General features: G+C 52.7%; 17 protein-coding genes. 9 read left to right on the plus strand and 8 right to left on the minus strand.

Annotated elements, in window-relative coordinates; genetic code table 11:
- Window positions 1–24 precede the first annotated feature (24 nt).
- The 3 genes from NG346_RS10335 to NG346_RS10345 all read right to left on the minus strand — a co-directional run bounded on the left by NG346_RS10335 (window position 25) and on the right by NG346_RS10345 (window position 3,332).
- Window positions 25–1,299, minus strand: a complete 1,275-nt coding sequence (locus tag NG346_RS10335) for a D-alanyl-D-alanine carboxypeptidase/D-alanyl-D-alanine-endopeptidase (RefSeq protein ID WP_262288692.1) — start codon at window positions 1,297–1,299, stop codon at window positions 25–27.
- Between the two features lie 164 nt (window positions 1,300–1,463).
- A complete protein-coding gene (locus NG346_RS10340; protein ID WP_262279141.1) occupies window positions 1,464–2,435 on the minus strand; it encodes a cation diffusion facilitator family transporter in 972 nt (323 codons plus the stop codon).
- A gap of 93 nt (window positions 2,436–2,528) precedes the next feature.
- Window positions 2,529–3,332, minus strand: a complete 804-nt coding sequence (locus NG346_RS10345; protein ID WP_262279140.1) for a DUF5106 domain-containing protein — start codon at window positions 3,330–3,332, stop codon at window positions 2,529–2,531.
- 948 nt (window positions 3,333–4,280) lie between these two features.
- On the opposite strand from NG346_RS10345, the gene NG346_RS10350 reads away from it, so the two are divergent.
- The gene (locus NG346_RS10350; protein WP_262288693.1) at window positions 4,281–4,841 is read left to right on the plus strand and encodes a 5-formyltetrahydrofolate cyclo-ligase; all 561 of its coding nucleotides are present in this window, start codon (window positions 4,281–4,283) and stop codon (window positions 4,839–4,841) included.
- Window positions 4,842–4,862: 21 nt separating this feature from the next.
- Window positions 4,863–7,994 carry a hypothetical protein gene (locus NG346_RS10355; RefSeq protein ID WP_262288694.1) on the plus strand — a complete coding sequence of 1,044 codons (3,132 nt, stop codon included), beginning with the start codon at window positions 4,863–4,865 and terminating at the stop codon, window positions 7,992–7,994.
- Between the two features lie 230 nt (window positions 7,995–8,224).
- On the opposite strand, the gene NG346_RS10360 is transcribed toward NG346_RS10355, so the two are convergent.
- A complete protein-coding gene (locus NG346_RS10360) occupies window positions 8,225–8,587 on the minus strand; it encodes a HigA family addiction module antitoxin (RefSeq protein WP_262279137.1) in 363 nt (120 codons plus the stop codon).
- Entirely contained in the window at window positions 8,580–8,897 is a 318-nt protein-coding gene (locus NG346_RS10365; RefSeq protein WP_262279136.1) for a type II toxin-antitoxin system RelE/ParE family toxin, read from the minus strand. The genes NG346_RS10360 and NG346_RS10365 overlap by 8 nt, the downstream gene beginning before the upstream one ends.
- 446 nt (window positions 8,898–9,343) lie before the next feature.
- Here NG346_RS10365 and NG346_RS10370 point away from each other — a divergent pair, with 446 nt between their 5' ends.
- The 3 genes from NG346_RS10370 (at window position 9,344) to NG346_RS10380 (ending at window position 12,658) form a co-directional block, all read left to right on the plus strand.
- Entirely contained in the window at window positions 9,344–10,108 is a 765-nt protein-coding gene (locus tag NG346_RS10370) for a phosphatase PAP2 family protein (RefSeq protein WP_396266813.1), read from the plus strand.
- 46 nt (window positions 10,109–10,154) lie between these two features.
- Window positions 10,155–11,309, plus strand: coding sequence for an OprO/OprP family phosphate-selective porin (locus NG346_RS10375; RefSeq protein ID WP_262288696.1), 1,155 nt, complete (start codon window positions 10,155–10,157; stop codon window positions 11,307–11,309).
- Window positions 11,310–11,374: 65 nt separating this feature from the next.
- A complete protein-coding gene (locus NG346_RS10380; RefSeq protein ID WP_262288697.1) occupies window positions 11,375–12,658 on the plus strand; it encodes a histidine-type phosphatase in 1,284 nt (427 codons plus the stop codon).
- Window positions 12,659–12,668: 10 nt separating this feature from the next.
- Here NG346_RS10380 and NG346_RS10385 read toward each other — a convergent pair whose 3' ends face one another.
- Complete coding sequence (locus NG346_RS10385; protein ID WP_262288698.1) at window positions 12,669–13,142, minus strand: hypothetical protein; 474 nt, start codon at window positions 13,140–13,142, stop codon at window positions 12,669–12,671.
- 329 nt (window positions 13,143–13,471) lie between these two features.
- Here NG346_RS10385 and NG346_RS10390 point away from each other — a divergent pair, with 329 nt between their 5' ends.
- Both NG346_RS10390 and NG346_RS10395 read left to right on the plus strand, forming a co-directional pair.
- Window positions 13,472–15,514, plus strand: coding sequence for a RecQ family ATP-dependent DNA helicase (locus NG346_RS10390; protein ID WP_262288699.1), 2,043 nt, complete (start codon window positions 13,472–13,474; stop codon window positions 15,512–15,514).
- 28 nt (window positions 15,515–15,542) lie between these two features.
- The gene (locus NG346_RS10395; protein WP_262279130.1) at window positions 15,543–16,667 is read left to right on the plus strand and encodes a DNA-processing protein DprA; all 1,125 of its coding nucleotides are present in this window, start codon (window positions 15,543–15,545) and stop codon (window positions 16,665–16,667) included.
- A gap of 305 nt (window positions 16,668–16,972) precedes the next feature.
- Here NG346_RS10395 and rpmA read toward each other — a convergent pair whose 3' ends face one another.
- Together rpmA and rplU are read right to left on the minus strand one after the other, a co-directional pair.
- Window positions 16,973–17,263 (minus strand): 50S ribosomal protein L27, encoded by a 291-nt coding sequence (gene rpmA / locus NG346_RS10400; RefSeq protein ID WP_154535073.1) that lies wholly within the window; start codon window positions 17,261–17,263, stop codon window positions 16,973–16,975.
- Between the two features lie 19 nt (window positions 17,264–17,282).
- Window positions 17,283–17,600 (minus strand): 50S ribosomal protein L21, encoded by a 318-nt coding sequence (rplU, locus tag NG346_RS10405; RefSeq protein WP_154535072.1) that lies wholly within the window; start codon window positions 17,598–17,600, stop codon window positions 17,283–17,285.
- Between the two features lie 251 nt (window positions 17,601–17,851).
- Between rplU and panC the strand changes: the two genes are divergently transcribed.
- Together panC and panD are read left to right on the plus strand one after the other, a co-directional pair.
- Entirely contained in the window at window positions 17,852–18,721 is an 870-nt protein-coding gene (panC, locus tag NG346_RS10410; RefSeq protein ID WP_154535071.1) for a pantoate--beta-alanine ligase, read from the plus strand.
- Window positions 18,722–18,766: 45 nt separating this feature from the next.
- Window positions 18,767–19,111 (plus strand): aspartate 1-decarboxylase, encoded by a 345-nt coding sequence (gene panD, locus NG346_RS10415; protein ID WP_262279129.1) that lies wholly within the window; start codon window positions 18,767–18,769, stop codon window positions 19,109–19,111.
- Window positions 19,112–19,563: the final 452 nt, after the last annotated feature.

Here is a 19,563-nt window from a genome sequence, read left to right on the forward strand (position 1 = left end):
AGTCATGGCTGATGAAGAGCTTCTTTATTTCTTTGCCACCCCTGTCATGGCCAGACAGAGTTTCTTTTGCAGCACGCGGGCATCGAGTACGCTCATGTCGTTGTCCATGATGGCGAAGGCGAGCGTGTGGCCGTCGGCTCCCTTACAGTATCCGGCCAGCGAGCTGATGCCAAAGGGATGGGAGAGCGTGCCCGTCTTGCCACGTATCAGGCCTCTGAGCTTCGGGTCACTGAGTTCGGCGCGCAGCGTGCCGTCGACGCCGGAGATGGCCAGCCATGTGTGCAGCTTCTTATAGATGGCAGGACGCTGATAGCCATAGCGCAGTACGGCGACAAGCACTTCGGGCGACAGATGGTTGTGGGTGCACAGGCCGCAGCCGTCGTGGATGACGATGTGCTTGTCCTTCAGTCCCAGACTGTCACGGACAAAGCCGCGGAGATAGTTCACGCCGACGGCAGGCAGGTTGCCACGCTTGTCGAGATGGTAGCCAATGGTATAGAGCAGTGACGTGGCCTGCGTGTTGCTGCTGTTTTTCCACATCTTCTTGATGACATAGTCTACCGGGCGCCCGAAGCGGAACAGAGGCTTGGCCCGTCGTGGCAGTCCACCATAGACCACCTGACTGTCTGCCAGTTGATAGCCCGCCTGACGGAAGGCCGTCATCACGGCCTTACGCACTTTCTGATCGCCCTTATACAAGATGCCATAGCGCGAGAACGAGAGGTCCCAGGGATACCAGTGCTGTTCGCTCGTCACGGGCTTGTGGAGCACGAGGTCGAGGACGAGTTTGCCGTTGAAGCGTTTGACGCCTTTCTTCTTCAGCGCCTGTGGAAACATCTTCAGGTCAGGCTCGTTGAGTTGCGGGTCGAGTTGCGCCTTGAAGATGACATTGCCTTGCAGCGTGTCGCCCTTCATGCTGCCCGTAGTCCAGATAGAAGTGGGGTAGAGGTAGTTGGTGCCGAGCAGATGCAGTCCGGCCACGCCGGTGATCAGCTTCAGGCAGGAGGCCGACGACATGGTCACCTTTTGTCCCTCGCCATAGACGGGCTTGTCGGCGGTGAGGTCATAGACATAGAAGCCAAAGAGTCCTTTGCAGCGGGGCGCGGCGGCGAACTTCTTCAGTCGTGACTGCAGTGCCGTGTCCACTGGGATGTTGTTTTCCTTCCCTTGTGTTGCCGTCTTGGCATTATCGTCTTTCTTGCCGCCGCAGGAAGCAAAAAGCATAAGGGTGAGAGCCAGGGAGAAGAGTCCTTTGTATATTCTTCTCTCTCGCTTAGTGCGTGTGATATAAGTGTGCATGATAATATCAGCCTCACCCCCGTGCCCCTCTCCAAAGGAGAGGGGAGTGATTACAGGGTTAAACGGGTGGTGTTGATGGCTATGATTTTGATTATTATTATATATGTATATCTTATTACTTGTAGCTCAGCATCATATTAATGATAGCTTTGCGAGCTATCCCCTTACTGTTTATCCAGCATTTCACTCCCCTCTCCCTTGGAGAGGGGCAAGGGGGTGAGGCTGTGTTTGGGGGTGAGGCTCTTTTCTTTCACCGGTTCCATGTGTATACTGATAAACGTGCCTTGTCCGAAGCGCTCGCGCAGGCGCTTCTCCGCGCTGGAGACAATCTGGTGAGCTTCTACGAGCGTCAGGCTGCCGGGCATACGCACGTGCATATCTATGGCGATATGGCTGCCGATGCGGCGCGTACGCAGATGATGGATGTCGCTGAGCCTTGGGTCTTCGGTGACCGAGTGCTCGATGTCTTTCTCCATGGCCTCGGGCAGACTTTTCTCCAGGAGTTCGCCTAAGGCGTTGGCCATGAGTTTCCATGCGGTGATGACGATGAGCACGCTGACGATCACGGCGGCGATAGGGTCGAGGACAGCCCACGACGGTCCCAGCGCGATGGCGCCGCCGATGCCGATGGCGGTGCCCACTGACGACAGGGCGTCGCTGCGGTGGTGCCAGGCATTGGCCACTACCGTCTCGCTTTGTATGGCACGCCCAGTGCGCACGGTGAACTGGAAGCACCACTCTTTGAGCGCGATGCTGAGGAGGGCTGCGGCGAGCGCGATCCATCCCGGCTGTCCCAACTGCTGGCCTTGCAGGGCTGCCCAAATCTTCACCACGCCACCATAGCAGATGCCGAGGCCAACGACGAAGAGCGCCATGCCGATGATGGCTGTGGCGAGCGTCTCGTATTTGCCGTGGCCGTAGTCATGGTCTTCGTCTTGTGGCCGTGAGCTGAGTTTCATGAAGATGATCACCACCGCGTCGGTGAGCAGGTCGCTGAGCGAGTGTATGCCGTCGGCAATCATGGCGGCAGACTGTCCGACGACGCCGGCAATGAGCTTGAAGATGACCAGTATGATGTTGATGGCCGCACCGTAGAGTGTCACGCGCGTGGCCCGTTTCTCTCTTTCTGTTTTCATGGTACTAACGATCAAAGAATGAACAATCATTTTATCAGCGACAAAAATAAGCATTTCGTCTGAGACCGCCAAGGGTATGATATCTTTTTAATGTTATTTGAACTGTTTGACGAGTTGTTCGGGTGTGCAGTCTTTGAGAGTGACGATATTGTCTTTGTCGAGGAGATAGATAGCCGGTGTGGCTTTGATGGCGTATTGCATGGTGAGTCTGTCATTGACCTTGACGCGCAGGATCCTGACGTCGGCGGGCAGGGGGTGGGCCTGCATCCACGTCCACACCGTGTGGCAGTTTTCGCAGTCGGGGTCATAGAAGAAGAGGCACACCCTTTGGTTGCTGTATTCGCGAATGCTGTGCCGGCTGCCGTCGTCGGCGGTGAAGGCAAAGTCGCTCGCCGTGTCTCCGGGGAGGTTAGCCGCGGCCAGTCGTGCCCGGAAGCGATAGCGGCTGCGCTCGGTGGAGTCGGTATGGCAGTCGTTGACGATGGCGTTGAGCAGCAGGCAGTAGATGCGGTCGTTGCGCAGCGGCGAGGCGTTGTCGTCGAGGTATTGGTCGATGAGGCTGTCAAAGCGCCGTCGTGCCGGTGCATAGCTCCACGCCTTGGCGATGAAGATCTTTGCGCTCTGTGGTCCCACGTTCTTGCCGAAGCGTCCCAGTAGATCGATGTAGTCGACGAAGCCCTGCTCGCCGTAGTCCTGCGAGTCGAGGAGTGTGGTGTCGGCAAAGTCGACGTTGTCCCAGTAGTGCAGCAGCAGATAGTCGGCCCTGGCCTGTGGCTGCCGCAGTGTGTCGGGGACAGCAGGGTAGGGGAAGGCAGTGTTTTGCGCCGTCACGGCGACAGCGCAGAGCCACAGCACGGCGGTCATGGCGACAGCCATGCTCTGTAGTTTTTTCATCATCGCGTCTTTCATGGTTGCAAATTCATGACATAATTACATTGCAAAGATAAGTTTTTCTCATGGTTTGTCCAAAAGATCAGTATAGAATGGACACACAACAATCGTTCTTTGTGTCCTTTTTGTGTCTTTGCGAGAGGTATGTCAGGGCGATGCTCATCGTGCTCTCTGCTCTCTTCACAGCGTAGCCGTCTTTGCGCGCTCAGTGTCTCCGTGTGGGTATGAAAAGAATTACTTTCTCGCTTTGTTGGATAAACTGACATTTTTGCGGGCTCGTGGCGGCGATTTTCTGGGCCAGACGCTATGTCGGGCCGATTTTCGCGAAAAATGGCGGTGTTTTTGTAATGCGCTGATGGTTAATTACATACGTTGCTTTTGTTGCTTTTGAAGATAGGAAATGGGTTGTTGGAATCGTGATTTCTTATAGAAAATGATGCAAAACAGGGCTTTTGATGCTGTCATCTCGGTTGTTTGGTCGGGTCATCTCGGTTGTTTGGTCGGGTCATCTCGGTTGTTTCGTCGGGTCATCTCGGTTGTTTGGTCAGTCAGCCCTATGGTTTTGTGGCATTCATCCTGTTTTTTTCGCTTTCGGTCTCTCTGGATTGCAAGTTCACATGGTGGTGATTTTGTAAGGAAATAACATAAGGAGAGGCTTGCCGACCAAAGCAATACCGAGAGGGAGTGCATAGGCAGGAAGTCGCGCATCACTATGTTTTCGTGTAAGAAAGTGTATGGATGGTATAGCAAGCTTTCGTGTAAGAAAGTGGGGAATGAGAGCGGCTATTCGTGTCAGTTTTTTATTTTTGCTAAAGATTCCAGTGAATTTATACTTAGGACACAAATCTATGGCGTGAGGGAAACGAGGACGTGATACGTTAAAATCTCCAATTAAATATAGCCTTTTAGAAAATTATTGCTAACTTTGTCAGTATTAAGTAATCACTTTGAAATATGAGCGACCTTCATACCATAAAGCAACAACTCAGACGTGTCATCCGGCAGCGGAAACAACAATACCCAACAGAACAGCGCGAGGCTTGGTCAAAAGAGATTGAGCAAAGGCTGCTGCAACACCCACGCTTGCAAGCTGCGCACGTGGTGATGCTCTACTACGCCCTGGACGATGAGGTGGACACGCGTCGTCTCGTCGACACGCTGCTCAAGGAGGGCAAGACCGTGATCCTGCCCAAATGCGTCGACAAGGAGCATATCGAGCCACGACAATATACGGGCCCCGGCGACCTCGCCGAAGGCATATACCATCTGCTCGAGCCCGTCGGCAGGCCTTACCGCAACCTCGACAGCATCGAGCTGATCATCGTGCCCGGCATGAGCTTCGACAGTGAAGGACACCGCCTCGGACGCGGGCGCGGATACTACGACCGCTTTCTGGCGCAAGTGCCGCAGGCTTACAAGATCGGCGTGTGTTTCGACTTCCAGCGCGTGGAGCAGGTGCCCGTCGACGACAACGACCGTGTGATGGACGAGGTGATCAGCAACCAAGCACGCTGACTTTATTAAAGAAGAGAAAGGATGATGACCTCTAAGTCACAACATATCGACCGCCTGTACCACCGGGAGCCTTCTCCCGCCGGTTCGTCACGACAGTCACGTCTATGGGCCTTGACTCTCATCGTCGTCCTCAGCGCCGTGCTCCTCACCGGCTGCACCAAAGAGAAAGAGAAATCGGGCTGGGACGAGATAGAGACCTACTTCGACGAGCCCCTCGCCTCGCTCTCGGCTGAGGGCGACAGCGTGCACTGGATCGGCGGAGAATACGGTGATCTGTGGAGCATGACAGCACGGGGCCGGAAGCACTATAAGCTCGGTTCCGACCGCATCTACTGTGTTGTCAGACACGACAGCACGTATTGGATCGGGCACCGCAACGGCGGACTGGCGCAATACCGGTTCGACGGCAGCGCGTTCAGCCCCGTCGCTCACTATTCCATCGCCATCAAAGGCCTCCACTACTCGGTCTACGACATCCGGTGGAAAGCCGGACGGCTCTATGCGGCCACCAGTCAGGGCCTCTTCGTGCTGAATGCCGCACATCACCAACTGGAAAAGGTCTACCCACGCGACCGCAACAACAGCGCGTCATTCGCCACACCGCTCATCGCCAACCTTGACACCCGACGACTGGCGCTCGCCACCGACAGCGGACTGGCGCTCGTAGACGCTCACTCCGGCAAGGCGCAGGTGATCCATGCCGGAAGCAAGGTGACATGGGTGGAACGTCAGGGCAAACGCCTCTGCTACCTCATCGGTGACCAATACTACGAGCGTGAGCCGAACGGCAAAGAGAAGACTTACACCCTGCCCGACGTGGCTACGAGCTTTTTCCGTACGGGCAAGACCTACTGCTTCATCAGCCGCACACACGCGATACTCACCGACGACCTCCGCCACTTCTCCCACTTGCAGCTGCGACGGCCGGTGCCCATGAAGTCCTCGCACGTGGTCGCTCAGTCCGTTGGCGACGACTTCGTATGGCTCGTCACCGACCACGCCGTGTGGCAGTTGCCCCGTCATCTCTCCAGCTCGGCTCCCTATCCTCTCGTCGCCGCCTGCCAGGACGAGGGCCGGCTCTGCTTTGTCGATGACCACGGCAATGTCTTCGCGTTTCCCGACGGCAGCAGGCAAGCAGGAAAGATCTTCGACTTCATCCACGCCGACGCCATCATCGACTGCACCGCCGACAACGGCACACTCTATTACCTCAAAAATCAGCAACAGATATTCCGTCTCACCCTCGGCAACCACCTTTGGGGCAACTATCTCTCTCACGTGCCCCATGAGATCTTCTCCACAAAGAAAAAGGTGACCGCCATGGGACTGCTGCCCACAAAGACTCCTATATTATATATAGGTGTGCAGGACGGCATGATGAAACTGCCGCTCGACGGCCGCCAGGCGCATAGTGTGGCTTCGTTCCGCGACAAATATGTCACCTCGTTCTACACGGCTCCCGACAATCAGCGCATGATGATCGCCACGCTCAACGACGGACTGTGGACCGACCGGGGCGACGGACCGCAGCCTGTCTTCGCCCACCAGAGTTCCAATCCACGGCTGACCGCTATCATCAACTCTTACCCTCCTGCCACACTACTGGCCACCAACGACGGTATCTACCTGCAAGGCGGACCCGACACGATCAGGGTGGAGGGAACAGCCGCTCTGTTGCCTGCCAACGACAGCGTCGTCTACGCTCTCCTGGAGCGTGGCGTCATGAGGCTCAAGGTAGAAGGACTGAGACTACACAAAGTGGGTATCTATTTCCGCGACATCAAGTTCCACCCACAAGCGTCTCTGGTCAGCAACGGCCGGCTCTACTTAGGCAGCGACCTCGGCGTGCTCTGTTTCAAGGCCGGAAACGAAGGGCAGGCTGAATGGATCGCCATGGAGACGAGTATAGTCACACGCCGCAGTCTCCTTGAAGCTACCGTGATCGTGCTGGGTGCCTTGCTGCTCGTCTATCTCTTCCTGCTGCGCCTGCGCCGGTCCTACCGTCTGGAACTGAAAGCACGGCAGCGTGATCTCATGCGACGGCTGGAAGCCGTGGAGAAATATCACGATATTCTCAGCGATGAGGAAGTCCGTGAACTGAAGAAAATAGAAGCGGAAATCCACCGCCTCGGCACCCGTAAGAAACGCTCATGGAAGGTCTCGAACCAACATTTCGCGGCTGTCTCGGAGCGTATCATGCGCCTCAACAGCCACGTGGCGCTCTATTTCGTGCGCCTCGTATTGCGGCAGATCGACGACATCAAGCAGACAGAGCTTTTCGATGCCCATAAGCTCATCGACGACAGCCAGCACGCGCTGACCGAGGGACAGCCCGAGCAGTTGGGCGAGCAGGCGACGAGAAATGCCTCGTGGCTCCGGCAGATCAGTGCCATCTGCCAGGAACTGAACAAAGACATGGACCAGCTCTCCGGCACGCTGCCCGTGGAAGGCATCAGCGACGACTTGCCCGCGCTCATCGACAGCTACCGCAAGGGACTCGCCATCAAGACGATTGACGACATGGCACCGGCGCTTATCATCATCCGCCAGCGCATGGAAAGGCTGATGTCCAAAGAAGTGCAGGACCGTCTGCAACGCTTCGTCGAGCAGCGGCTCCGGGACATCGCCGCACTGGAACAGCAGGACAAGGTGACCGACACGCTCTCCCACCAGTGGACCGACATGCTTCCCACCTTAGGAAGTGCCGACCGCATCGCCATCTTGCGACGGCTCCAACACCTCGACGACCGCTACCACGAGCTCTTTGCCTTGCAGCAGCTGCGCCATCTTATCGCACGATATACCGGCGAGGAGCGCCGTGGCGACGACACCCACGACATGGTTCATGCCATCAAGTCGGCAATCGACCGCTTCTACGACGCGCTTTTCCGCACTGATCCGCGGCTGACGGGCTCCATCCTCCAGTGGAGCACCGGAGAGAACCAGCCTGCCCGTGTGCTTGCCCTGCTGTTGGCCGACCCGAATGTCAAGCGTCTGCTCCTGCCGGGTATGCTCAACGTGGCCAGTAATCTCAACCCCGTCATCAGCCGACTCGTCAAAGGTAAGCTCGTGCCTGCTGAGGAGGACATCCGCCAGTACGCCGAGCGGCATCCGTCAAGCATCGCTGACTATATTCTCAGGCTGACGGAGTAAGATAGAGTAACAGGGTGAAAGAAGACAGAGTAACAGAATAAACAAAAAAAGACATAGTAACAGAATAAACAAAAAAAGACATAGTAACAGAATAAACAAAAAAGACATAGTAACAGAATAAACAAAAAAAAGACATAGTAACAGAATAAACAAAAAAAGACATAGTAACAGAGTGAACATAAAAAGCACTCTGTTACTATGTTTAAGCTGTTACTATGTCTTTTTATCTTTTACAGGCATGCCCATCCGAATTTACGAACCAAGTCCTGAAAGAGACTTTTGTCCTTCGTAGGAATTGTAACAGAGAAAGTCTCATGGCTACAGTCGCGCTCGGAAATTCTTGCTTTGTCAAGTTCGTATTGACTCTGTAAATTCATCCAAATCTCAGCAGGTATACCAAGTGCTTTTTCCAATGCGATGGCAACATTCTTTGATACGGGTCGCTTGCCGTTAATGGTTTCGCTCAGCACAGATGGCTTGACGCTCATCTCTTCTGCAAGCCGTTTTTGCGTCATGCCACGCTCCTTAAGTTCATCCCTAATCATTTCTCCGGGATGGGTGGCTACGAATGGAGTTAAATCTTTATTATTCATAGTGCTTGGATATTTCAAAAATTAATGCGTTTACGATTATTCCGTTTTCATCTGGAGAGCTATAGAAGAGGAGCCTGTACTGTGACGTTATCCAAACAGCGTCCACGCCGTTGAGGTCTCCTTCTTTCTTTTCGTAATGGAGAGACTTTATTAGGAACAGATCCTCTAACCTTCTTGCAGATCTTAAAAAGTTGACTACCTTCGCATATCTCTTAATTACGTCTGGTGCCAGCTTACTGTACTTATGATCCTTTGTCCGTCCGCTTATGTAGAGTTCTTCCAGAGCCTTGTCTTTAAAATCTATATTCATAATATAGATATTCCCACACTTGCAAAGATAATAAAGTTTATTGAGAATATTCGCATGTTTGCGATTTTTTTTGCATCCAGTCTTCCATGGTAACAACTCAGCGATTATCATTTCATATAAGCGTTCATGAACGATGCAGGTTAACGAAGGACTATTCCGTAGCTTACTTCCTTGCTATTACTACCTTTGTTTGTGCATCCAAGAGCATTGAACGCTGATGGTAGAAAACTATTTTGCTTTCCACTGTTTTGCCTTAACACGCTTAACAACAGCACTTTGTAAAAAGTTGCATTTGATGATATTGCACAATACATTAAATGCAACTTTTTTTATTCCGCCTTTCATCATAACTTTGCAGCGTAATCGCAAAAACCGGAAATCAACATTTTCAAAACTTAAACATATTACAGATCATGAACAACGTCAAGTCACTTGTTGTCAGTTTCATGCTGACACTCATCGCCGTTTCTTCTTTCGGTCAGTCCAAGATCAAGGATGTCCGCACCAACCCCGACCTCTATTTCCTGCGTGCCGACGAAGTTGCCAACAGTCTCTCGCTGTTGCCGCCTCCTCCCCAGCAGGGTTCCATCCTGTGGCTCAACGACGAGGCACAGTATCAGTGGGGCAAGCTCCAGCGCGACACGCCACGTGGTGACCAGGCTGCTGCCGACGCACGTGTCAACGGCGATGGTGTGCCCAACGCCTTCTCCGACGCTTTCGGTGTGCGCATCAGCAAAGAAGAGACACCGGAAATCTATAAGCTCGTCATCAACATGCGTGAGGATGCCGGCGACCTCGCCACACGCGCTGCCAAGAACCACTATATGCGTGTGCGTCCTTTCGCCTATTATCACGAGATGACCTGCAATCCCGAACAGCAGAAAGAGCTCTCCACCAACGGCAGCTACCCCTCTGGGCACACCTCCATCGGCTGGGCCACTGCCCTCGTTCTCGCAGAGGTGAACCCCGACCGTCAGGACTCTATCCTCAAGCGCGGCTATGAGATGGGACAGAGCCGCGTGATCTGTGGCTATCACTTCCAGAGCGACGTAGACGCCGCACGCCTCGTAGCCAGTGCCGTCGTGGCCCGTCTGCACGCCAACGACAACTTCATGAAGCAGCTCGGCAAGGCTAAGAAGGAGTTTGCCAAACTCGTCAAGGAGGGAAAAGTAGCCAAAGTAGAGCGCAAGGCAGAAGAGACTGCAAAATAAACAACATTTCGGACAACTGCAAATTATCCTATATACAGTAAACACCATGAAAAAGACAATACTCTTCGGACTTGCACTGCTCGCCGCCACGACGCTGCAGGCCCAGGAAAAGACAGAAAGCAAACTCGTCGTCAAGCCTTCGGGCCGTGTTCTTCTGGACGCCGGACTCTTTGACGCCAGCGACGAGATCAACAACAAACTCAACGACGGTATGGGCATCCCCGACATGCGTGTGGGATTCAAGGCTACCTATGAGGACTGGACCGCTAAGGTCGACATCGGCTACGCCTACGGCAAGGTGGGCATGAAAGATGTCTTCATTGAGCACTCCTTAGGCAAGAAAAGCCTCATCCGCGCCGGTTACTTCGTTCACCAGTACGGTTTACAGAGCGCAACAAGCTCTTCTTTCAAGATTTCCATGGAGGAACCTCGCAGCAACCAAGCACTAAACAACTCTCGTCTGCTCGGCGTGATGTTCGAGCACTCCGATCTCCGCTATCTCGTCACCACCAGCTTCTTCTCTGAGACTGACGCCATGAAGATGTCGAGCGACAAGACTGGCAACCAGGGCATCGGCGTCATGGCACGCGCCCTCTACCGTCCGCTCACCGAGCCGGGCCGTATCTTCCACGTGGGCGTTTCCGGTGCTTATGAGAGTCCGCGCTACAACAGCAACGACGAACTCAACCATAAGTCGTTCGTTCTCTCCACCACATGGCCCACACGTATCGCGCAGGTCACCTCGATGCAGGCTACTGTCGACCACGCCAAAGCCATGTATAAGTTCACGCCCGAAGTCTGCGCTGCCTACAACCGACTGGGCTTGGAGGCACAGTACTTCTACAACTCGGTCACCCGCGACAACGGCAATCACAGCTTCCAAGCCACCGGCGGCTACGCAGCCCTGCGCGGTCTCATCCTCGGACGCCAATACAAATACAACTATTGGGACGGCGGCATCGACACTCCCGCACGCGGCAACCTTGAGCTGGTGCTGGCCTACGACTATCTCGACATGTCGGATCCCGACGCAGGCATCCGCGGTGGACGCAGCAACGACTTCTCCGCTACGATGAACTATTACATCAACAAGTACATGATCTGGCGTGTCAGAGGCTCCTATACCAAGGTCAGCAACCGCGCCGGATACGACGATGACCACTTCACGGCACTGGAGACCCGTCTGCAGATCAAGTTCTAATCAAACCTATCTGCATGATTCATGTGAAAGGACATGGATCATGCAGACTAAAACTTCATTCTACTATGAGAAAGATATTTTCCGCCTTTCTGCTGCTCCTCATGCTCTGTCCCTCGTGGGCATGGGCTCAGCTACAGCGCAGCGAGGCTTTCCGACAGCAATACCGGCTCACCGAGGTCGTCGTGCTGAGCCGCCACAGCATCCGCTCACCGCTCTCGACCAATGGCAGCGCACTGGGCCGTCTCACACCTCATCAGTGGACACAGTGGTCCTCTGCCGCCAGCGAACTGACACTGCGTGGCGGCGTGCTGGAGACGATGATGGGACAGTATTTCCGCAAATGGCTCGTCAGTGAAGGACTCTTCAAGGAGAACGCCACACCGTCGGCCGACGATGTGAACTTCTATGCCAACAGCATGCAGCGCACCATCGCCACGGCACAATACTTCTCCTCCGGTTTCATGCCCTTGGCCAACATTCATGTGAACCACCGCTTCTCGGCAAGCACGATGGACCCGGTCTTCTGTCCCAAGCTCACCAAGGTCAGTGATGCTTTCCAGGCCGAGGCCATGAAGCAGATCGCGGCTATGGGCGGCAAGAAAGGGCTGAAAGGTATCGGTGAGAAGCTGAAGGACAACTATGCCGTCACCGCCAAGGTCCTCGACCTCAAGGACTCGCCAGCCTGCAAGAGCGGTGAGACCTGTGGCTTCAAGGACGACGACACGCAGATCATCTTCCGCTTAGGCGACGAGCCGCAGATGAAAGGCTCACTCAAACTCGCCAACTCTGCCTCCGACGCGTTTATCCTGCAATACTACGAGGAGCCGGACGCCCGCAAGGCAGCCTTCGGACACGACATCACTGCCCAAGACTGGGAGAAAATCGCGCAGATCAAGGATGTCTATGGCGACGTGCTCTTCACGGCTCCCATCGTGGCGGTCAATGTGGCTCATCCACTGCTGATGTATATCAGCGACGAGCTTCACGCCAAGAACCGTAAGTTCACCTTCCTCTGCGGTCACGACAGCAACATTGCCAGCGTCGACGCCGCATTGGGCGTGGAAGACTATTCGCTGCCCAACTCCATCGAGAAGAAGACTCCTATCGGCTCGAAGGTGGTCTTTGAGAAATGGACCGACAAGAGTGGCAAGCAGTTCGTAGCCGTTAACCTCGTCTACCAGTCTACCGCACAGCTGCGCGGTCTGACGATGCTCGACCTGAACAATCCGCCAATGGTCTATCCGCTCAAACTACGCGGACTCACGGCCAACGCCGACGGTCTGTACTCGTTTGACGATGTGGCACAGCGCTTCACCGAGGCCATCAACGCTTACGACAATATCAAGTAAAAATAATGATTCAATACAAGGCAAGGCTGACAATGTTGGTCTTGCCTTCTTTTTTTGTGCTCAGCGTGAAGGCATAGTGATTGCTTCCTTCCTGAACCTCGCCGCCTTGCCAGGTCATCCAACTGTTGTCGTCGGCGTTGTGGTCGAGCCAGCCATAGTCGCGGCGCAGTTGCTGTTGCAAGCCGGCATTAAGATCAAAGGCTTCCTGCGCATTGCGGCAAGACTCGCTCAGCGTCATGCCCTTCATCATTTTCTGTTTGCCAGTCTGCTCGTACCTGACAACAACACGGTCCCAACGTGTGCCACGGAACATGAGACCATGATACACAGCCTCGTCGCCGTCGGCATTTGTCTCGTCGGGTGTTCCCAACATCTTCACGACCACTTGCTCGTCACATCCCATAGCGGGCAACACTATGTTCTTCTCTGCACTCATCGTCAGGCAAGCTACAGCCGCCATGACTGTCATCATCATTCTTTTCATACGCTTTTCTCCTTATTATATTATAGAGACTTTGTTCACTTACAAAGTTAAGGAAAAAAGAGATTCCAAGACAACAGCTCTCCCCTTTCATACTGCTTCTTCACGCCATCTTCACGGGTTTGTAGCAGGTTTGACAAAAGCACGTGTCTTTTCCTCTTCAGAAGACACAGTCAAGAAGCGAAAAAAGAAAATCCAGCCGCCGCCACCATTCCGTTGCCGCCACACCAGATCACAGAGATATAGACATGTGAGTTTCTGCTTATTTCAAAGCTATCTTTTGGTTATCTCCCCGTTTTTTCTTAATTTTGCAACACTTCAAAACAAAAGAGATGAAAGAATTATCAAGACCAGAAGCAGAAGCAATACTATCAGAGAGATTCGGAATAGCGCACTTCTATGACGAGCAATGGAAAGTCATCGACGCATTGCTCCACGGCCAAAGAATCTTGATGATAGAAAAGACAGGATTTGGAAAATCCCTGTGTTTCCAGTTCCCTGCCATTCTCTTCGACGGTGTCACCATCGTCTTTTCTCCACTCATCGCTTTGATGCGTGATCAAGTCACGAATCTCAACAAACGGGGCGTCAGCGCAGGGTGCATCAACTCCGGTGAGGAACCGGAGACCAACAGCCAGACACTGGCAGACGCCATTCATGGAAAGATAAAGATCTTGTTCATAGCGCCGGAGCGGCAAGGCAATCAGGAGTGGCAAACGGCGTTGCAAACCATGAAGATCTCCATGATCGTGGTGGACGAGGCCCACTGTATCTCGCAGTGGGGACATGACTTCCGGCCTGACTACCGCCGCATCAGAAACATTGTCAACGCTTACCTCCCGACAGACATGCCGGTGCTCGCCGTCACGGCCACGGCCACACCGCGCGTACAGCAAGACATAGAAGAGCAGCTCGGCGGCAGGCTGACTGTTGTCAGGGGAGAACTGATGCGCAAAAACTTCCGTCTCTTCGTCATCAGAACAACTTCCGAGGAAGAGAAAATGGTGTGGCTCAAACAGCACCTTGCCGACATGCCGGGGACAGGAATCGTTTATGCCGGCACCAGGACACAGACAGAACTGTATGCCCGATGGCTTACACACAACGACATATCCGCTGTCGAATACAACGCGAGCCTGGATACCGACAGCAGAAAGGAGATAGAAAAGGGATTAAAAGAGAACCGATGGAAGTGCGTGGTCTCTACAAATGCCTTGGGAATGGGTATTGACAAACCCGATATCCGCTTTATCATTCATCTGCAAATGCCGGCATCGCCTATCCATTACTATCAGGAGATAGGACGCGCAGGGCGTGACGGACAAACAGCCTACCTCATCCTGTTTTTCAACGAAAGGAAAAACAAGGACGGCATCTACGAGGACCTACGCCTCCCTATATCTTTCATTGAAGGCGCACGGCCATCGGAAACCAAATACCGGCAAGTCATTGACGCCGTCAGAAATGAACCCTTAGGAGAAAAAGGCATCGCTCTTGCCACAAACCTGAGACTGAACGTCATACGCACTATCAAAGAGGACCTGAAGGACATGGGCATCATCAGAGAAATCGCCTTAGGCAAAACCAAGACCTTTGAATACTGCATGGATGCCCCAACATTTGACATGTCCACATTTGAGGCTCTCAACAAGGCCAAAAGAAAAGATCTGCAAAAGATGATCGACTATGTCTTCACCACGATGCCGCGAATGAAATATCTCTGTCAATATCTTGGTGACGAAACAAATGCTGACTTCTCTATGACATGCGACAACAGCGGATTGCAAAAAAAAGAAATCAGCATGACTGAGGACGGCTTAAACGAGGCCAGAGCGTTTAAGGACAACATGTTCCCAATATTGAAGGCCCAGAGAAATATTGCGGAAGGCATTGCGGCCTCTTACTACGGAGCCACGAATGTAGGCGCAGCCATACACCATTGCAAATACGAGAATGGCGGAGACTTCCCCGATTTCCTGGTAAGGCTGACGCTAAAAGCCTATTACCATCAGTTTAAGGACAAAAGCAAATTTGACATTATCCTCTACGTTCCGCCGACAGAATCCGGAAATCTCGTCAGGAACTTTGCCCGCAAAATAGGCAATGCGATCAGCACTCCGGTTTCCGAGATGCTGATAAAGACGCGCAAGACCGACCCGCAAAAGATTTTTGAAAACACCTATGGGAAAAAAGAAAACGTGAAAGACGCTTTCTCCATTATAGGAAGCGTAGAAGGAAAATCCATTTTGCTGATCGATGACATCTACGACAGCGGAGCAACAATAAAAGCAATAGCAACGCTGCTCATGAAGAACGGCGCAAAGGAAGTAGCGCCGCTTGTCATAGCGAAAACTGTTGGAGGAGACAGAATTTGAAAAACTCGTCAAAAACACAATCATAACAATGGAAAAGTCAGAACTGAGTTACTGGATGGCCCTCGCTCATCTTGAAGGCATGCGCACTAAGGATAAGATGGAGATTGTCGTGCAATGTTTCAAACATGACAGGCAGCTCTCGGATTTCTTCAACGCCAGTGACGAGCTGAAGGAAAAAGAATACCATGTGACGAAAGATCATATCGCGAAGCTGAAGACATGTATGCCGTTGGTCCCCAACTACTCGTTCATGGCGGAAAACCTTCTGGACCAGGGCTACGACATCATCACAGTACGTGACGAGGAATATCCGCCTGCTCTCAAGAAGAATCTCAAATACAACTCACCCTTGGTCATCTACACCAAAGGCGACAAATCTCTGTTGCAAAAGCAGGGCGTGGCTGTCGTCGGCTCACGAAAAGCCGGACCACAGGCTTTAGCGTTTACCACTACCGTCGCTGCCAGGGAAGCCTCTGCCGGAAACGTGATTGTCAGCGGTTTTGCCAAGGGCGTAGACCGCCAGGCGCTCGATGCCTCCTTAGCCGCCAATGGCTATAGCATTGCCGTCTTGCCACAAGGGATCACCACGTTCACGAGTGGATACAAGCAACTCTACAAACACATTATCGACGGCCATGTGCTGATCATGAGCTATTTTATGCCAACGGCAGGATGGAGCGTAGGACTGGCCATGGCGAGAAATGCTATTGTGTATGCGCTGGCAAGCAAGATTTTTGTGGCTGAGTCCGACAGTAAGGGAGGAACATGGAGCGGAGCTATCGAAGGCATCAACCGACAGAGGAAAAACGGCGACGACATATCCATATATGTCAGAGTGCCGGAGGAAAAAGAAAAGAATGCCAACCGAGAGCTGATTGAGGCCGGAGCTAAGCCGGTCAACAGCCAGGGAGACGAAATACCAAGATCAGAGGCTGTGTCGAATATAGAGAAGATCACAAACGCTGTCATCGATTTGTTGAAGACACATGAGCTAAGACCCCAGGAGGTCGCGTCGTATCTCAAGTTGGACTGGTCCGACGACAAGGTGAAAAGATTCTTAAACTCACTGTCCAGCAAAGGTGTCATGAAGATAAAGAAAGGCCGATACAACGTCTATACGGCAATGGACAATCCCGGCCCGTCTCTGTTTTAGATATATGCTCGTCAGGTATATTTCCGCCCCGGCATGCCGCTTCTCTGCATTTTCCGGATGCGTCCCTTTGTACAGAGCCCTCTCTTGAGTACATTCGGCTATAGCATTTTGAGCATTGAAAGCCCGTGAACAAACAGTCTAATCGCTATGCTGCTCCTGGAATCTTTTCGATGGAAATATATACTGCTCCCGAAGTATTCCGTTGCCAGAGTGCGGTGTTCATCAGATCTATAAAACGTAGAAAGCCTGCTCCGTGGTGGAGCAGGCTTCTATGTTTGTTTGGAATAAGTCTTTTTTGTTAATGTTTATGCTTCAGCCTTTTTCGTTTTAGCTGCGTAAGCTTCGGGTGAGAGCACAGACACGGTGCTCTTGTCGCGAGCGCCCTTGTGGAAATACACCACACCGTCCTTGAGAGCATAGAGCGTGTCGTCCTTGCCCTGAGCTACATTCTCACCTGGGAAGTGCTTGTTGCCACGCTGGCGAACGATGATGTTGCCGGCGATGATGCTCTGTCCACCCCAAATCTTAACGCCTAAACGCTTTGAAGCTGATTCACGTCCGTTCTTGGAACTACCTACACCTTTCTTGTGTGCCATAATGAATACCTCCTGCTTGTTAAGCGATTACTTGTTTAATTGATACCTCGGTGAACTGAGCGCGGTGGCCGTTCTTGCGACGGCAGTCCTTGCGGCGCTTCATCTTGAACACGATGACCTTGTCACCCTTGACAAGCGGGTTCACCACTTCTACTACTACTTTTGCGCCCTCTACGGTAGGGGCACCGACAGTCACTGCGCCGTCCTTGTCGACGAGCAGCACCTTGTCAAACTCAACAGTCTTGCCTTCCTCGGCGTCCTTGATGTGATGGACGAAGAGCTTCTTGCCCTCTTCGGCTTTGAACTGCTGACCGTTAATGTCTACGATTGCGTACATTGAATTGATTAATTAAACGGGTTTTTCCGCAAGGCGGGCGCAGCATCAGCACCTCTTGACTGAGCCTCCACGGACTAAATAACCTTGCAAAGTTACGAAAAAACTGGCACACAAGGCTTATCGTAGATAAGTGGCGGCGGTCTTTTATAGCTATTTAACGTTTACCATGCCTCGCAAGGAAAATAAAGCGGTGATTTCTTGCCAGTTACGCAAAAAAGTTGTTACTTTGCACTCTGTTAGAAAAACAGGCAATGAAAGTATTCAAAAAGATTGTAGATCTTCAGAACGAGCTCTTCCTTGTGCGCAAGGAAGGAAAGGAAATTGGTCTCGTTCCTACTATGGGTGCATTACACGAGGGGCACGCCTCTCTCATCAAGCGTAGCGTGAAGGAAAACGGCGCTACCGTGGTGTCTATCTTCCTCAATCCTACACAGTTCAACGACAAGGGCGACCTCGAGCGCTATCCCCGTACGCTCGAAGCCGACTGCAAGCTCTGCGAGGCCTGCGGGGCGCAGTATGTCTTCGCTCCCTCGGTGGAGGAGATGTATCCCACTCCCGATACCCGCCACTTTGAATTCCCGCCGCAGTCAACGGTCATGGAGGGAGCCAAGCGTCCTGGTCACTTCAATGGCGTCTGCCAGGTGGTGAGCCGTCTCTTCTATATCGTCAAGCCCAACCGTGCCTACTTCGGCGAGAAGGACTGGCAGCAGATCGCTGTGGTGAAGCGACTGGTCAACTATATCGGATACGACAAGCTTGTGCACATCGTAGAGTGCCCCATCGTGCGCGACGAGGACGGACTGGCCAAGAGCTCCCGCAACACACTGCTCACGCCAGAGGAGCGCGCCATCGCACCCAACATCTACAAGGCGCTGAAAGCCAGCGTCGACTATGCCAAGGATCACACCGTGAAGGAGACACACGACAAGGTGGTGGCTGACATCAACGCCATCGACGGCCTCGACGTGGAGTATTTCGAGATTGTGGACGGCAACACGCTGCTCGACGTCAACAACTGGGACGACAGCGACTATGTGGTGGGCTGCATCACCGTCTACTGCGGACACACGCCGATCCGCCTGATCGACCACATCAAATACAAGGACCCCGAGACGAAGTAATAGCGACTCATCAATCATTCAGCAAACAGCTCAATATCATACCCCATGCAGATAGAAGTATTAAAAAGCAAGTTGCACTGTGTGACCGTCACTGATGCCAACCTCCAGTATATGGGCAGCATCACCATTGACGAGGATCTCATGGACGCCGCCAACCTCATTGCCGGCGAGAAGGTGCAGATCGTCGACAACAACAATGGCGAGCGCTTCGAGACCTATATTATAAAAGGCGAGCGCGGCTCGGGTTGCATCTGCCTCAACGGTGCTGCGGCGCGCAAGGTGCAGGTGGGCGACACGGTGATCATCATCGCCTACGCCATCATGGACTTCGAGGAAGCCAAGCACTATCAGCCCGTCGTGGTGTTCCCCAAGGAAGGGAATAAACTGTAAGGAGTCCCAACAGCCTCACCCCCTAAACCCCTCTCCGAAGGAGAGGGGAGTGATATGCTGGATAAACAATCGAATAAAGATCGAATGTTGGCAGTGAGAGGTAACGATTCGGCAAACAGAGGTGAAGCCTTACATCTCGCTGTTTTTATCAAGAATTTGAGAATTATAGAATATCGTGCGTCATGATGAATTGATAGGAATTTGAGAATTATAGAATATCCCGCGCATCATGGTGAATTGATAAGAATTGGAGAATATAGGCAGCTCGCTGCTTCCGACTGATAATTCTTTTTTATTCCTGTCGGCAAAAGATTTCTCTCATTCTCAAATTAGGGTGTCAAGTCTGTGCTCATAATTCTATCCAATTTTTCGGGTAAGGTCTTTCCTCTCCTGAGTTGGGTTTCCGTATAAATTGAAGCCAGCCCATTCGTCTAAATCTTTATAGTGGACAT

The sequence above is a fragment of the Hallella absiana genome (genome assembly GCF_025457485.1).
Classification (GTDB): Bacteria; Bacteroidota; Bacteroidia; order Bacteroidales; family Bacteroidaceae; genus Prevotella; species Prevotella absiana.

Coding starts and splice junctions, on each gene's coding strand:
- panC (WP_154535071.1), top strand. CDS start 17,852: ATGAAAGTATTCAAAAAGATTGTAGATCTTCAGAACGAGCTCTTCCTT.
- rpmA (WP_154535073.1), bottom strand. CDS start 17,263: ATGGCACACAAGAAAGGTGTAGGTAGTTCCAAGAACGGACGTGAATCA.
- NG346_RS10390 (WP_262288699.1), top strand. CDS start 13,472: ATGAAAGAATTATCAAGACCAGAAGCAGAAGCAATACTATCAGAGAGA.
- NG346_RS10395 (WP_262279130.1), top strand. CDS start 15,543: ATGGAAAAGTCAGAACTGAGTTACTGGATGGCCCTCGCTCATCTTGAA.
- NG346_RS10345 (WP_262279140.1), bottom strand. CDS start 3,332: ATGATGAAAAAACTACAGAGCATGGCTGTCGCCATGACCGCCGTGCTG.
- NG346_RS10360 (WP_262279137.1), bottom strand. CDS start 8,587: ATGAATAATAAAGATTTAACTCCATTCGTAGCCACCCATCCCGGAGAA.
- NG346_RS10340 (WP_262279141.1), bottom strand. CDS start 2,435: ATGAAAACAGAAAGAGAGAAACGGGCCACGCGCGTGACACTCTACGGT.
- NG346_RS10375 (WP_262288696.1), top strand. CDS start 10,155: ATGAAAAAGACAATACTCTTCGGACTTGCACTGCTCGCCGCCACGACG.
- NG346_RS10380 (WP_262288697.1), top strand. CDS start 11,375: ATGAGAAAGATATTTTCCGCCTTTCTGCTGCTCCTCATGCTCTGTCCC.
- NG346_RS10385 (WP_262288698.1), bottom strand. CDS start 13,142: ATGAAAAGAATGATGATGACAGTCATGGCGGCTGTAGCTTGCCTGACG.
- NG346_RS10355 (WP_262288694.1), top strand. CDS start 4,863: ATGATGACCTCTAAGTCACAACATATCGACCGCCTGTACCACCGGGAG.
- NG346_RS10370 (WP_396266813.1), top strand. CDS start 9,344: ATGCTGACACTCATCGCCGTTTCTTCTTTCGGTCAGTCCAAGATCAAG.
- NG346_RS10335 (WP_262288692.1), bottom strand. CDS start 1,299: ATGCACACTTATATCACACGCACTAAGCGAGAGAGAAGAATATACAAA.
- panD (WP_262279129.1), top strand. CDS start 18,767: ATGCAGATAGAAGTATTAAAAAGCAAGTTGCACTGTGTGACCGTCACT.
- NG346_RS10350 (WP_262288693.1), top strand. CDS start 4,281: ATGAGCGACCTTCATACCATAAAGCAACAACTCAGACGTGTCATCCGG.
- NG346_RS10365 (WP_262279136.1), bottom strand. CDS start 8,897: ATGAATATAGATTTTAAAGACAAGGCTCTGGAAGAACTCTACATAAGC.
- rplU (WP_154535072.1), bottom strand. CDS start 17,600: ATGTACGCAATCGTAGACATTAACGGTCAGCAGTTCAAAGCCGAAGAG.